A 13,695-nucleotide genomic window follows, 5' to 3' on the forward strand; every position below is an offset into this window, starting at 1 on the left:
GTAAGAGGCAAAACGGAAACGTTTTTCCTCTATTCATTTATACGGTCAGCAGCAAATATTCGAAGAGTGTAGAGCGCATTGCATCTGGGATTGCTGTGCTTTTTCGGCTTACCCGATCCACAAATACATGGACAAAATGCCCTTGAGCAGCAGCCTCGTACTGACCGTGCTTAAAAATTGCTAGTTCATATCTAAGTGATGAATTTCCAATTTTGCCAATCGCAACACCAACTTCAACGACTTCTGGAAAGGAAAGCTCTTGCAAAAAACTACAGGCAGAGTCAACCACTAAGCCAATAATTTCACTATTGTGAATATCGAAGCCAGTTTTCTGGATCAGTAATGAATTGGCTGCGGTATCAAAATAACTATAATACGTCACGTTGTTGACGTGGCCGTAAATATCGTTATCGGCCCAACGGGTTTGGATTGGAAAAAAGAATTTAAATTGTTCGCGTCGTTTTAAAGTCGGTTTGCTCATTCATAAATCGCCTGATAGATCTGTAATGCGTCTTGCTCGGTCATTTCCCTTGGATTGTTTTGCAACAGTCTGGTTTGTAGCATTGCATCTTTTGCTAACTGAGGTAATTTCGCCTCGGGAATATCTAAATCTTTTAATTTCAATGTTAATCCACTTTGCTCTAAATGATTCTGCATATGATCAATAAATAAATCACATAAACCATCAGTACAACCTGTACTACGTGGATCTAACAGTTGCATGAGTTCTGCATAATATTGCTTAGCTTTCGGGGCATTAAACTTTAGCACTTCAACTAAAACTAAGGCATTGGTATGTCCGTGCGAAAGATGGAAATGTCCGCCCAATGGATAAGCAAGGGCATGGACTGCGGCGACTGGGGCATTAGCAAATGCTTGACCAGCAAGCATTGAACCGACCAACATATTTTGGCGAGCTTCTAGATCAGCACCATTTTTCAATACTTTAGCTAAATTATGATTCAATAATTTCAGTGCATTTTTGGCTAACATATCTGCATAGAAGTTCTTTTTAACATTTGAAGTATAGGCTTCAATTGCATGTACCATCGCGTCAATACCTGTTGCAGCAGTGATGTGAGGGGGCAGACCTTTTGTAAAAGTTGCATCTAAAATGGCCACATCGGCATATAAAATTGGTGCTACCACCCCCATTTTGGTGGTTGCACCCGTTGTGACAATCGAGATTGGTGTGACTTCTGAACCTGTTCCCGCTGTTGTTGGAATAAGAATGAGTGGTAAACGCGGTGCTTTAGCTTGGTTTACCCCATAGATTTCACTCAGTTTTTGCTGTTGTTTAGGGTGTGCGAGCAAGGCAATGATTTTAGCCACGTCCATGGAACTACCACCACCAAAACCAATGATCACATCAATTTGCTCTTGTGTTGCAAAATCAACAGCTTCCAATACAATATGCTCTGGTGGATCTGCTTGGATATCGGAATAAATAAGATACTCGAGACCAATCTGAGTCAGGATTTCTAAAATGGGTTGATGCAATTGATGCTGTATCATTCCTGCATCGGTCACAATTAATGCTTTTTGATAATTTTGTTGAGAAAGCACGTTTTTAAGTTCTTGTATCGAACCTAGCCCCGAGATAATGTTGGGAACAGTTTGAAATTGAAACGGGTTCATACATACATCCTTATTTTTCATCATAAATACATCATTTTTATATCAAGTGAGTATAAGTTTCACTGCCCAAATAAATTAACATAACACGCTGTAAATAAGTGTAGCTTTGAAGCGATTCTGTCATTTTGAAAGTGTTATGGTCATGTCTCTATGCATCATAAAGACAATATGAATCAACGCTTGGTGTTGGAAGAAAGAGCTCATCAGTAGCCTTAAAGAGTAATTCATTCAATGCTTCTGAAGCAATAACCAACCAATCGAAGCAATAGGGTGCATTTATTTCAAGTTGGTGGATTGAAATTTCTTAATAAAGGTCTTTATTTTTTGTAAAGTTATGTTATAAATTTGAGCTTCAAAATAAACCAAGTTTTCAATAACTTAAAATGTTAAAAATATGAAAAAAGTATTATTAATTTTCATTACTGTAGGGGTAGCTGGTTGTCAGCAATCTAGTTTTGGAGAGTTGGTCGCGAGAAACCATTTAAAAGAGGCTAATAATAAGATTGAAGCATTCTTAAGAATTCTCAATAATCATAAAGCTGAAAAGGACGACCAGGAAAATATTCTATGTTTACAATATCCCAAGGTCTATAAGTATGAATACTTGCCAGCTATTCTAAGACTTACAAGGTTAAAAAAATTAAATGACAAGAATAAAGAACAATTATTAGATGATCTTAAGGAGACAATGGATTCATACAGTAAGAAACTTGAAATAGTTTGTGAGTAATATGAATGTGTAAAGTACAAAAAAATTCACCTGATGAGAATGTTAAAATCCAATGATAAATATATAGAACTACTTTGCAGAAATTAGAATTTTATGTGATTATGATCTAAAAACCAATCGATCTTTTGGTAAGTGAATCAAAGGTTGTATTCTAATAATAATCTAAATATTAAATATTTTGCTATAAATAAGAAATTGCATTTAATAATTCACATAATTATTCCAGATCAAGATTGGGTTTTTAATTTAGAAAAAATAAAATATTATTTAAATAAATATAGAAAATAAATTAAGAAATTTTAAATATTAGATGAAAAAATCATATTTTTTTAAGATGCATGGATGATCTGAAGGTAATAAAAATATTTTTATTATCATTGCTTTAAGTTGAATATTTTTAGTCTGACTTACCAAAGGTTGTTAATTTGATTAAGTTGTAAAATTAAGATGAGTATAATTTCTAAGTGAATTTTAATTTTAAACTATCAACTTAAATAAAATCCAAGAGATAATATTAGTATCCCTGGTAACATAGATACAAAGCTTATAATTTTACGTTCTTGAGTGTTTTTGATTAAATTGTGAAATATGTGTGGGCTAAATATCATTCCACTCACTGAAAAGAGAAACCCGATAGTGACTAAAAAAGCTGACATAGTTTTTACTCTTGATGGTGTATTTTTATCAAAATTATGATTCTAATATACAATATTTTTTGATTTAACCAAATAGTTTTTCTCTTTTTTATCTATGACAGCGTATAGCTGAACTGCATCAAATACAGTATTGTTTTAGCCTAATTCATATACTAATATTTTTATTAAAGAACATTTTATCGGATCTAAAGGTGCTCTTTTATCTTTGTTGTTTATTGCACTTTTTCTACCTCTATAAATTTAGATAAAATAGTGTGAATAAACTACAGATTAAGGTTGTTAAAATTCTTAAGAAGACATTTTTTTCAATTTCTTTCCTTGCAGAAAACCACTTTTTTAAAAAGTTTTTATATTTTCAGTTTATCTTTTTTGATCTAAAATGATTCATAATTTTTATGAATCTACTATTTGATCACAGTTTCTTTTAATTAGTTTATAACTGACACATATTCTTAATTCCTAAAGAGTATATCTTGATAAAGAATATTCAATATTGATCGTTACTATTTCCTTTCAAATCAAAGCAATTTTTGACAAAATACCTGATGTCACAATGGTCAATTCACGTATGATCACATTTAAGCAGTTTGCAGGAATTTTGTATGCAATATTTATATTTTTTTAAAAAACAAAATCTTGGAATGTTTTTTTAATGGAAACACCATATAGGGTTCTATGCGTTTGTTTAGGGAATATTTGTCGTTCTCCTACAGCAGAAGCAATTCTCAGACATTATTGTGAGACACATGGTTTAAATGTGGTGGTCGATTCTGCGGGAACCAGTAATTATCATCCAAACAAAGCGCCAGATTTACGTAGTCAAAAACATGCCATACAACGTGGTTATGATTTATCGACATTAAGAGCAAGACAAATTGTTTTAGCAGACTTTGTTGAGTTTGATCTTATTCTTGCGATGGATCATGAAAATTTTGATGATATTCAGGCATTAATATCAAAAGCGGTAAATCAATTCGGTGTTGATCGAATTCGAGCCAAGATCGCATTGATGAGTGAGCATGACCCTCATTTTATGCAACAAGCTGTTCCTGACCCTTACTATGGTGGATCGGATGGATTTGATCGAGTACTTGATCAATGTGAATCTAGCAGCCAAGCATGGGTTAACGTTTTTAAAAAGCAAATGAAAGTAGGGTAATAGGATTTAATTTAATATGCAGGTACAAGCACAAGTTCAGCTTAAAAACTTAAATACATTAAATTTGAATGCTATTGCTTCGCATTATGTTCAAATCAATCATCCTGATGATGTAATTGAGGCATTAAACTTTGCTGAGCAACACAATTTGAATGCTTTGATTTTATCTGGTGGAAGTAATGTGTTATTACCCCAACAGATTCAAGCTTTGGTGTTGCATTTAAATATACAAGGGATAAATGTTCTCGCTGAAGATGAAAATACCATTACAGTTAAAGTGGGTGCTGGGCAAGTATGGCATGACTTTGTGTTGTACAGCACTCAACAACAATGGTTTGGTTTGCAAAACCTCGCATTAATTCCTGGTTTAGTGGGTGCATCACCTGTGCAGAATATTGGTGCCTATGGTGTTGAAGTTGGCGAGTTTATCGATTCTGTTCAAGTCTATGATCGTCAACTTAAAGTTTTTGACTCTATTTCAGGTTCAGACTGTCACTTTGCTTATCGCCATAGTATTTTCAAAGACTATCCAAACCGCTACATCATCGTGAGTGTTACTTTCAAATTATTAAAAAAAGCTGATTTGAAGTTGAGTTATGGTGATCTTAAACAAGCTGTTGGAGAGGAATTCACCGCTGAAAATTTACAAAATCAGGTGATTCATATTCGTCAAAGTAAATTACCTGATCCAAAAGAATTTCCAAATGTTGGAAGCTTTTTTAAAAATCCAATTTTGACTGAAGCTGAATTTGGCAAAATTGCTCAACATTTTCCAAATATTCCCCATTATCCTCAAGCACATAGCAATGTTAAAGTTGCAGCTGGTTGGTTGATTGATCAAACAGGTTGGAAAGGTAAACAACTTGGTTCGGTTGGAATGTTTGATAAACAGGCATTGGTGTTAGTGAATTATGCAGACGCGACATTAGCTGATGTTAAAAATACCTATCAAACTGTACAAAGTGATGTAAAACAGAAGTTTAATATTCAATTAGAACCTGAACCAGTGTTGTATAGTGAGCAAGGCTTAATCCAAGCGCATCATGTATAAGGAATTTTATGGATAAAGTACATTGGATGATTGGCTTAGTACGAATCATAACTATATTTTTCGTGCTATTAGGCTGCTTTGTACTTTTTTTATATTCGCCATTTTATTCGCAATTGGTTGTAAAGGGGTTAAACCGATTTGTGCCTGTTGATGTGAATGAAGTTGCTGCACAAAGTCAGAAACCAGCTGCGTTAAGCGAGCATGAAACTTTGGAGCCGGGGTCTAATTTGTGGATTGCGCGCCAAGCTTATCTCAAGTTAATGGAAAAAACATTTCAGTCTGAAAAACCTGAAGATTTAAGATTAATTCAAGCACGTTATAAATTATTACAACAACTGATTACCGAAGATCAAGAACGCGAAAATGTAGAAGAAAATCAGCAGACGAATATTCCATTAATGGTCGATAAATCAGAACAGGAACAAGAGAGTTCTGCTGTAGCAGCAAGTACGCCAATGGATTTTTTACAGTGGAATACGCCTGATAATCAGGCATTAATGGGAAAATATATTGCTTTTTTAGAAACATATCCTGTTGAATTACCTATTTATCCAGATGAAAAAGACGAGACAAATAAAGATTTAGTTGATCTGAAGAAGAACAAGGATGGAATGAACGAGTCGCAAGGATTGTCTCAGCCATATGCAATTGTTGTTTTAGGTGGTGGTTTGACACTTGGTGCAAATGGTAAAGATATTGTTGTAAATAACTATACACGTCTTCGGTTGGAAAAAACTTTGCAAGTCGAAAAGCAATATCCTCTTCCTATTGTCTTAAGTGGTGTTGAAGCACCTTATATGCAAGCTTGGCTGAAAGAACGCGGTATAGAAGCGAAGCTTCTAGAAAATAGAAGTATGAATACCTGTGAAAACTCCCGATTTAGTTCATTATTACTGCAAAAGAAAGGTGGCGCACCGACAGTCATTCTTATCACAGATGAATATCATATGCCACGAACAAGACGTTTATTTGCACTCAATGGAATTGAAACTGTTCCTGTGATCGCACCGATGCCAACGACATTGACAGACTGGCGACCTAGTGAACAAAACTATGATCACAGTCGTCGTGCTAACTATGAATTGCTAGCAACGATTCGTGATACGCTTTTTGGTTCAAGTGATTGTCGAGAGATACCATAATATGTCCAATATTCCATTTTTAAATCCGACAATACTCAAACAATTGGATTTACCTATCCCCAATAGAGAAACAACGCCTCAGCTTTTAGAGCCGCTTGATTTATCAAAAATAATAGAACCTTCAAAAGCACTACAAGCCTATAGAAAGCTTTATGGTTTAGATTTACTTGAATGCGAACACTGGCAAGGCTATGTTGAAATGCCATTATTTCGTTTACATGTACAAGTATTTCAGCCTCAACGTGAAAAGATTTTAGGTACGGTATGCTTATTACATGGATACTTAGAGCATAGTGGTATTTATCAACCCATCATAAAAGAAATTCTCGATCAAGGATTCAGTATTATTACATACGATTTGCCCGGTCACGGATTAAGTAATGGCTCACCAGCAAGTATTCAGAATTTTGACCATTACCAGCAAGTATTGCATGCAGTTTATGATGTTGTTCGTAGTGCTAAACAACTACCAAAACCATGGTTAGGAATAGGGCAAAGTACTGGTGGTGCAATTTGGATGCATCATTTACTTGAATTTGCTGAGCGTAGAGAAGATCCGATCGTTAATCGAGTGTTGCTCTTATCGCCATTAATTCGACCCGCAAAAACAGCTTGGTGGCATAATTCTGTTGGTTTGGGAATTATTCGTCGTATAAAGAGCCAAGTACCACGACATTTCCGTCGTAATAATCATAACCCTGAATTTTTAAGATTTATTCGCCTAACTGATCCATTACAACCTCGAATGATGGGGATGGATTGGATTTTAGCAATGTCTAAATGGATGTTAGAAATGGAACATCGACCTGCATGTCGTATTCCTGTATGGCTTGCTCAAGGTGCACTCGATCAAACAGTAGATTGGCGTTATAACATTGAATATATTCGTCGTAAATTTAGATTACAAACCTTGTTGATGTTGGAAGAGGGTTCGCATCAATTGATTAATGAGCGTGCAGATATTCGAGCTGCTTTGACTGGATTGATTCCTGCATTTTTACATGCAAAACCAAATCACCACTATTACTAGTGGTGATTTTTTATAACTTAATCATTACTAGAATTAGAATGTATTAGCATCTGCCAATTTCCACATTCTATAGTAGAAATTTTCTTCATCGTTCAGATCATTTTTCAGTAATTCATTTTCTTTAAGAAAAAAATGAATCTGTGCATAATTTTTGATTTCACGATCATTCATACGTTGGGCAAGATGATGGGCTTTAATATCAGATGGATGCTTTAAGCCTGCAGCTGCAATCATTTCTGATAATGCATGTAATGTATTTTTATGAAAATTAAATACACGTTCTGCTTTAGTCGGAACATCTATCGCTTTTTGACGATCTTGATCTTGCGTTGCAACTCCAACAGGGCATTGGTTCGTATGACAACTTTGTGCTTGAATACATCCCACAGCAAACATAAAGCCTCGTGCTGAATTAACCCAATCTGCGCCCAAAGCAAAGGTGCTCGCAATATCAAAAGCACTAATCATTTTTCCACTGGCACCAATTTTGATTTGTTGTCGTAAGCCTGCACCTATTAAAGTGTTATGTACAAAGCGTAAGCCTTCTCTTAAGGGAGTGCCGATATAATCACTAAATTCAATCGGTGCTGCACCTGTACCACCTTCAGAGCCATCAACGACGATAAAGTCAGGGATGATTTTGGTTTCAAGCATCGCTTTGACAATACTCATAAATTGCCAAGGTTGACCAATACACAGTTTAAAACCCACGGGCTTTCCACCAGATAGCTCTCTAAGTTTTTGAATAAAGAACATCATTTCGATAGGTGTGTTAAAACTTGGATGTTTTGCAGGAGAAATACAATCTTGGTCTCTAGAAACACCTCGTATTTCTGCAATTTCCTGCGTAATTTTGTGTTTTGGTAATATTCCACCATGTCCAGGTTTCGCGCCTTGAGAGAGTTTTAGCTCAATCATCTTAATTTTTGGATTTTGTGCTTGTTGTCTAAATTTTTCAGGATCAAATAATCCATCAACAGTTCGACAACCAAAATAGCCACTTGCAATTTGCCATACGATGTCACCACCATTTTCCAGATGATAAGGGCTCAAGCTACCTTCACCCGTATCATGATAGAAATTTCCTAGATGAGCACCTTTGTTGAGTGCACGAATTGCATTCGCACTTAAACTTCCAAAACTCATGGCAGAAATATTCATTATGGATGCACTGTAGGGTTGACTACATTGGCTATTGCCAATCTGTACGCGAAAAGTGCTTGGGTCAGCAGGCGGACATGGAGAAATTGAATGAACGATAAATCGATAGTTTGGTTCATAAACATCAATAATTGAACCAAATGGCTTGTCTGCATTTTCATTTTTTGCGCGTTGATAAACAAGACTACGTTGCATTCTTGAAAAGGGTAATGCATCTTGATCAGACTCTATAAAGTATTGTCTGATCTCAGGTCGAACATCTTCAAAGATAAAACGGAAATGCCCTAAAATGGGATAGTTTCTGAGTATTGCATGCTTTTTTTGCAATAAATCATGTAGACCCAAGAGACTCAGTAAGCTGGTGACAAGCCATAGCGTATTTAATAACGTATCTGAAATAAAATAATAAATGGTGTGTGGTGTATAAATCGTTCTAAACCAAGTAATAGTTAAAGCAGTAAAAATACAAAGAAACCAAACCGAGTGTCTTGAAAAGAAAGTATTAAGTAATTTATGTCTTATTGCTTGAGCAGGGCTAGCCATAGGCAACAATTTCCTATAATTCAGCAGTAGTCAAACCATGCCCTGAACCTATGCAATCTACAAGTAACGAATTGTTAGATTTGATAATTATTTTTAATTGCCTTGTAACACGTCGGGATTTATTTACTCGATTTTTAAGAATGTCAGATTTTGATATGGCGTGCTTGTTTTTTAAATTTTATTCTAGTGAAAATTCACCTAATTTTGGTGAGATTGAAATTTAATTAAATTATACTATTCGTAATTAAATTATGTATTGCATAAATTTAATCTTTCTTGTAGCATGGTTCTATGGATTAAAATCAATACTGAGAATAGGTTTTCTAAAAGATGTATTGGTTGCGATAAGGACAGGAAAGGTTTCAATCAGGATGTTTTTGAGACACTTATAAAAACACTTGTTACCTTTTCTAGTAAGTTAAGCAGATGCTATTGATTGTTATACATAAGCATGTGTTTAGTATTCAAACGGATGAATTTATCTAAATAAGGGAAACTAGATGGACATTTTAGATAACCCATTAGAACTATGTGGTTTTGCTTTTATTGAGTTTGTTTCGAAGGAAAATGGCTTAGATCAAATTTTTGAAACAATCGGTTTTTCTAAAGTTGCAAAACATAAATCTAAAAAAGTTTATTTATGGCGCCAAGGTAATATCAATATTATTTTGAATTATCAGCCTGAATCTTATGCTTCATTCTTTTTCAAAGAACACGGTCCATCTGCATGTGCAATGGGGTTTAGAACCCGCGATGCAGCTAAAGCGTTTAAAAATGCTGTTGAGCTTGGTGCTGAGCCGATGTACACACAAGCTGGACCGATGGAACTCAATATTCCTGCGATTAAAGGAATTGGTGGAATGCCAATTTTCCTTGTTGACCGTGATATTTATTCTAATGACTTCGTCTTCTTTGATGATGTAGATAAAAATCCAAAAGGCGCTGGTTTAAACGAAATTGACCATTTGACTCATAACGTCTACAAAGGACGTATGGATTATTGGGCAAATTTCTACGAGAAGATTTTTAATTTCCAAGAAATCCGTTATTTTGATATTAAAGGCGAATATACTGGTCTGACTTCAAAAGCTTTGACTGCACCTGATGGCATGATTCGTATCCCATTAAATGAGGATTCAGATAAAGGTAATGGTCAAATTGCCGAATTCTTAGCAGATTTTAATGGTGAAGGCATTCAGCATATTGCTTTTATTACTGATGATTTGCTTTCAACATGGGATAAGTTAAAAGGTTTGGGTTTGGAGTTTATGACACCACCACCAGAGACTTATTACGAAATGTTGAAGGATCGTTTACCAGCACATGGTGAACCGACTGAAGAATTACAAAAGCGTGGTATTTTACTAGATGGTAATACCAAAGATGGTCAGAAAAAGTTGCTGTTGCAGATTTTTTCTCAAAATATGCTTGGACCAGTGTTCTTTGAGTTTATTCAACGTAAGGACGATGATGGTTTTGGTGAAGGGAACTTCAAAGCGCTATTTGAATCAATTGAACGTGATCAAATTCGCCGCGGTGTATTAGAAGCAAAATAAAAACTCTAAAAAGATAAAGCCAAGAAATTTATTTCTTGGCTTTTTTATTTGCAAATATCTATCTTGTTTGAATAAATTGATTGATTGCAGCGACTTCGCGTTTAAACAATTCGAGTTTTTCACTGTCTTGATGTACAGGTAAAAACATTTCGCTATCTAAAGCAACAATGCAAAATTCCATCGAGCGGTGAGCATTGAAGATTGGAATACCGACAGCATTGATTCCAACGAGTAAATCTCCTTGGGCAATCGCCATACCATGTTCTAATGTTTTTTCTTTTAAGGCGATGAACTCATTCCAATCGTTCGGCTTGATCGGATAATGATTACGAGTCGCTTTATCCCATTCAGCCTGCATAAGGGGCTTAATAACTGCTTCAGGCAAATATGAGGCAAACACACGACCTGCAGCAGAGTTGACCAAAGGCATAATTGAACCTACTTTGGTCACAATTGAAATCGGGTGGTTTGATTCGATTGACTGAACAACCAAAGGACCTTGAGGTGACCATTTGCTAATCTGGATGCCACAACCGATCTTACTTTGTAATTCATAAATTAAATGCTGAACCAGTTGTAAAACATCAGTATGTTGAATACAGCTGAGACCTAAACGCCAAGCTTGATCTCCTAAAGTATATTGCCCATCATCTAACTGTTTGGCGTAATTCATACGAATTAGGCTAACCAAATAACGATGTACTTTGGCAGGATGCATATCTAGCTTATGAGACAGATCTTTCAAAATAATTGGTTTATTGTGTTCTAAAAGTGCATTGAGTACGGTTAAACCTACCTCAAGAGATTGAACCCCACCAGATAACTTTTCTTCAATCATTCAATAGCCCTTAATCTAGATTCTCTTTAGTGGTGTTCTATGGATCATTTTTACAATATCAACTCAGCACATAATGCCTGAGTAATGGATAAAATAAAAATCATCTTTTTAAATGACTTAAATAGGTGAATTGTATAAGCATATTCTGATGATTTATATTCTTACACTCCGCCTTATCATATTAAAAATAAACTTAAGGATGCGACTTCGATGAAATTTAGGCAATAAAAAATCGGTATTAAAGCTATATTTCTTCAATACCGATAGAAACTTATGCTGCAAGTGTATTTCTGATTTCAATACCAGTTGCTGCTTGTATTTCATCAAAGCTCACTTGCTCTGCTAACTCAACAAGTTCCACGCCATGTTCTGTGATATCCAGTACACCTAAATCACTGATAATACGATTCACAACCTGACTACCTGTTAGAGGCAAAGTACAGTTCTTTAGGATTTTGGGTTGACCATCTTTGGTGGAGTGCTCCATCAAGACGACAACTTTTTGTACTCCAGCAACCAAATCCATTGCACCACCCATGCCTTTAACTTTCTTTCCTGGAATCATCCAGTTGGCAAGATCACCTTGTTCTGATACTTCCATTGCACCTAAGATGGCCAAGTTAACACGTCCGCCACGGATCATCGCAAATGATTCAGAACTTGAAAAGAATGCGCCACCATTTTTTACAGTCACGGTTTGTTTGCCAGCATTGATAAGATCTGCATCGACAAGATCTTCAGTCGGAAATTCATCAATACCCAATAATCCATTTTCAGACTGTAACCAAACATCTATACCAGTAGGAATATAGTTCGCTACTAAGGTTGGTAAGCCAATACCCAAATTTACATAAAAGCCATCTTGTAATTCTTGGGCTGCACGTTGTGCCATTTGTTGTTTAGTCCATGCCATGACTTACTCCTTATACAGCAACTTTTAATGTACGTTGTTCAATACGTTTCTCTGGATGAGCATTCAAAACGACTGCATTCACATATATACCTGCTAAGTGAATATCATCTGGATCGATTTCGCCCAGCTCAACGATTTGCTCGACCTCAACGATGGTATAGCGACCCGCCATTGCACATTCAGGATTAAAATTACGAGCAGTTTTTCTGAAAACTAAATTTCCTGCTTTATCTGCTTTATACGCTTTGATTAAAGCAACATCAGCGGTTAATGAGGATTCAAGTAAATAAGACTTACCTTGAAACTCTCGAACTTCTTTGCCTTCAGCGATGCTTGTTCCGACACCTGTCGCTGTATAGAATGCAGGAATACCTGCACCCCCAGCACGAAGTTTTTCGGCGAGTGTCCCTTGAGGAGTCAGTTCAACTTCTAATTCGCCGTTTAAAAATTGACGTTCGAATTCTTTATTTTCACCGACGTAAGATGAAATCATTTTTTTAATCTGTTTGGTTTGTAGCAGTAAACCAAGCCCATAGTCATCTACGCCAGCGTTATTGCTAATACAGGTAAGTTGTTTAACACCACTTTGTTTTAAAGCTTGGATCAACGCTTCTGGGATACCACATAATCCAAAGCCACCAACAGCAATGGTTTGACCATCTTTGACGATACCTTGTAGTGCTACTTCGGCATTTAGAGAGACTTTGTTGACCATGTCTATGCTCCTAATTCTTCTTGATGCAAGAAATGTGTGTGTTGAGGTGCTCGTTTGGTACGGCTCCATTCATCTAACATTTCAAGTTTCATCTCTTCAGTGATACGAGCAATTTTGGCATCAGCATGACTGTCGTTATAAGTGAGTTCTAGGCGATGTCCATTAGGATCAAAGAAATAAATAGAATGGAAGATACCGTGATTAGTTACACCTAACACTTTTACTCCGTGTTGCTCTAAATGTGCTTTTGCATCTAATAGTGCTTCCTGATTCTCAACTTCGAAAGCAATATGTTGTACCCATTGAGGTGTATTTTCATCACGTCCCATTTCAGGCTGTGTTGGAAGTTCAAAAAAAGCCAATACATTTCCTTGCCCTGCATCCAAGAACAAATGCATATAGGGGTCAAAAGCTTTAGTTGAGGGAACATGGTCTTCAGCAAACGCTAGGATAAAATCCATATTCAGCATTTTTTTATACCATTCCACAGTTTCTTTGGCGTCTTTACAGCGATAGGCAACGTGGTGAATTTTTTTAATTGCAAAACTCATATCAAATTCCTT

Annotated in this window: 13 protein-coding genes; 6 read left to right on the forward strand and 7 right to left on the reverse strand. The window is 35.8% G+C overall.

Annotation, left to right across the window (positions count from 1 at the left end):
- Positions 1–37 precede the first annotated feature (37 nt).
- Positions 38–481, reverse strand: a complete 444-nt coding sequence (locus IEV17_RS07655; RefSeq protein WP_004661942.1) for an acyl-CoA thioesterase — start codon at positions 479–481, stop codon at positions 38–40.
- Positions 478–1,638 (reverse strand): iron-containing alcohol dehydrogenase, encoded by a 1,161-nt coding sequence (locus tag IEV17_RS07660; protein ID WP_004661943.1) that lies wholly within the window; start codon positions 1,636–1,638, stop codon positions 478–480. The genes IEV17_RS07655 and IEV17_RS07660 overlap by 4 nt, the downstream gene beginning before the upstream one ends.
- A gap of 394 nt (positions 1,639–2,032) precedes the next feature.
- Between IEV17_RS07660 and IEV17_RS07665 the strand changes: the two genes are divergently transcribed.
- From IEV17_RS07665 to IEV17_RS07685, 5 genes are all read left to right on the forward strand, one after another.
- Complete coding sequence (locus tag IEV17_RS07665; RefSeq protein WP_004661944.1) at positions 2,033–2,368, forward strand: hypothetical protein; 336 nt, start codon at positions 2,033–2,035, stop codon at positions 2,366–2,368.
- 1,308 nt (positions 2,369–3,676) lie between these two features.
- The gene (locus IEV17_RS07670) at positions 3,677–4,183 is read left to right on the forward strand and encodes a low molecular weight protein-tyrosine-phosphatase (RefSeq protein ID WP_004661947.1); all 507 of its coding nucleotides are present in this window, start codon (positions 3,677–3,679) and stop codon (positions 4,181–4,183) included.
- Positions 4,184–4,199: 16 nt separating this feature from the next.
- Positions 4,200–5,234, forward strand: a complete 1,035-nt coding sequence (murB, locus tag IEV17_RS07675; protein ID WP_004661949.1) for a UDP-N-acetylmuramate dehydrogenase — start codon at positions 4,200–4,202, stop codon at positions 5,232–5,234.
- A gap of 8 nt (positions 5,235–5,242) precedes the next feature.
- Positions 5,243–6,376 carry a YdcF family protein gene (locus IEV17_RS07680; RefSeq protein ID WP_004661950.1) on the forward strand — a complete coding sequence of 378 codons (1,134 nt, stop codon included), beginning with the start codon at positions 5,243–5,245 and terminating at the stop codon, positions 6,374–6,376.
- Between the two features lies 1 nt (position 6,377).
- Positions 6,378–7,406, forward strand: coding sequence for an alpha/beta hydrolase (locus IEV17_RS07685; protein ID WP_004661951.1), 1,029 nt, complete (start codon positions 6,378–6,380; stop codon positions 7,404–7,406).
- Positions 7,407–7,439: 33 nt separating this feature from the next.
- Here the strand turns inward: IEV17_RS07685 and IEV17_RS07690 are convergent, their stop codons facing one another.
- Entirely contained in the window at positions 7,440–9,110 is a 1,671-nt protein-coding gene (locus tag IEV17_RS07690) for an FMN-binding glutamate synthase family protein (protein WP_004661952.1), read from the reverse strand.
- Between the two features lie 500 nt (positions 9,111–9,610).
- Here IEV17_RS07690 and hppD point away from each other — a divergent pair, with 500 nt between their 5' ends.
- Positions 9,611–10,666 (forward strand): 4-hydroxyphenylpyruvate dioxygenase, encoded by a 1,056-nt coding sequence (hppD, locus tag IEV17_RS07695; RefSeq protein WP_004661953.1) that lies wholly within the window; start codon positions 9,611–9,613, stop codon positions 10,664–10,666.
- 58 nt (positions 10,667–10,724) lie between these two features.
- Here the strand turns inward: hppD and IEV17_RS07700 are convergent, their stop codons facing one another.
- The 4 genes from IEV17_RS07700 to IEV17_RS07715 form a co-directional block, all read right to left on the reverse strand.
- Positions 10,725–11,504 (reverse strand): IclR family transcriptional regulator, encoded by a 780-nt coding sequence (locus IEV17_RS07700; protein WP_004661954.1) that lies wholly within the window; start codon positions 11,502–11,504, stop codon positions 10,725–10,727.
- Positions 11,505–11,775: 271 nt separating this feature from the next.
- A complete protein-coding gene (locus IEV17_RS07705; RefSeq protein WP_004661956.1) occupies positions 11,776–12,417 on the reverse strand; it encodes a 3-oxoacid CoA-transferase subunit B in 642 nt (213 codons plus the stop codon).
- A 10-nt stretch (positions 12,418–12,427) separates the two neighbouring features.
- On the reverse strand, positions 12,428–13,132 hold the full coding sequence (locus tag IEV17_RS07710; RefSeq protein ID WP_004661958.1) for a CoA transferase subunit A: 705 nt from the start codon (positions 13,130–13,132) through the stop codon (positions 12,428–12,430).
- A gap of 2 nt (positions 13,133–13,134) precedes the next feature.
- Complete coding sequence (locus IEV17_RS07715; RefSeq protein ID WP_004661960.1) at positions 13,135–13,683, reverse strand: VOC family protein; 549 nt, start codon at positions 13,681–13,683, stop codon at positions 13,135–13,137.
- Positions 13,684–13,695 lie beyond the last annotated feature (12 nt).

It is taken from the genome of Acinetobacter modestus (assembly GCF_014636095.1).
In the GTDB taxonomy this organism is placed as follows: domain Bacteria; phylum Pseudomonadota; class Gammaproteobacteria; order Pseudomonadales; family Moraxellaceae; genus Acinetobacter; species Acinetobacter modestus.

What these genes read in the sequence shown, in the direction of transcription:
- IEV17_RS07665 (WP_004661944.1), top strand. Translation starts at nt 2,033, where the DNA reads ATGAAAAAAGTATTATTAATTTTCATTACTGTAGGGGTAGCTGGTTGT.
- hppD (WP_004661953.1), top strand. Translation starts at nt 9,611, where the DNA reads ATGGACATTTTAGATAACCCATTAGAACTATGTGGTTTTGCTTTTATT.
- IEV17_RS07685 (WP_004661951.1), top strand. Translation starts at nt 6,378, where the DNA reads ATGTCCAATATTCCATTTTTAAATCCGACAATACTCAAACAATTGGAT.
- IEV17_RS07700 (WP_004661954.1), bottom strand. Translation starts at nt 11,504, where the DNA reads ATGATTGAAGAAAAGTTATCTGGTGGGGTTCAATCTCTTGAGGTAGGT.
- IEV17_RS07655 (WP_004661942.1), bottom strand. Translation starts at nt 481, where the DNA reads ATGAGCAAACCGACTTTAAAACGACGCGAACAATTTAAATTCTTTTTT.
- IEV17_RS07670 (WP_004661947.1), top strand. Translation starts at nt 3,677, where the DNA reads ATGGAAACACCATATAGGGTTCTATGCGTTTGTTTAGGGAATATTTGT.
- IEV17_RS07690 (WP_004661952.1), bottom strand. Translation starts at nt 9,110, where the DNA reads ATGGCTAGCCCTGCTCAAGCAATAAGACATAAATTACTTAATACTTTC.
- murB (WP_004661949.1), top strand. Translation starts at nt 4,200, where the DNA reads ATGCAGGTACAAGCACAAGTTCAGCTTAAAAACTTAAATACATTAAAT.
- IEV17_RS07660 (WP_004661943.1), bottom strand. Translation starts at nt 1,638, where the DNA reads ATGAACCCGTTTCAATTTCAAACTGTTCCCAACATTATCTCGGGGCTA.
- IEV17_RS07710 (WP_004661958.1), bottom strand. Translation starts at nt 13,132, where the DNA reads ATGGTCAACAAAGTCTCTCTAAATGCCGAAGTAGCACTACAAGGTATC.
- IEV17_RS07705 (WP_004661956.1), bottom strand. Translation starts at nt 12,417, where the DNA reads ATGGCATGGACTAAACAACAAATGGCACAACGTGCAGCCCAAGAATTA.
- IEV17_RS07715 (WP_004661960.1), bottom strand. Translation starts at nt 13,683, where the DNA reads ATGAGTTTTGCAATTAAAAAAATTCACCACGTTGCCTATCGCTGTAAA.
- IEV17_RS07680 (WP_004661950.1), top strand. Translation starts at nt 5,243, where the DNA reads ATGGATAAAGTACATTGGATGATTGGCTTAGTACGAATCATAACTATA.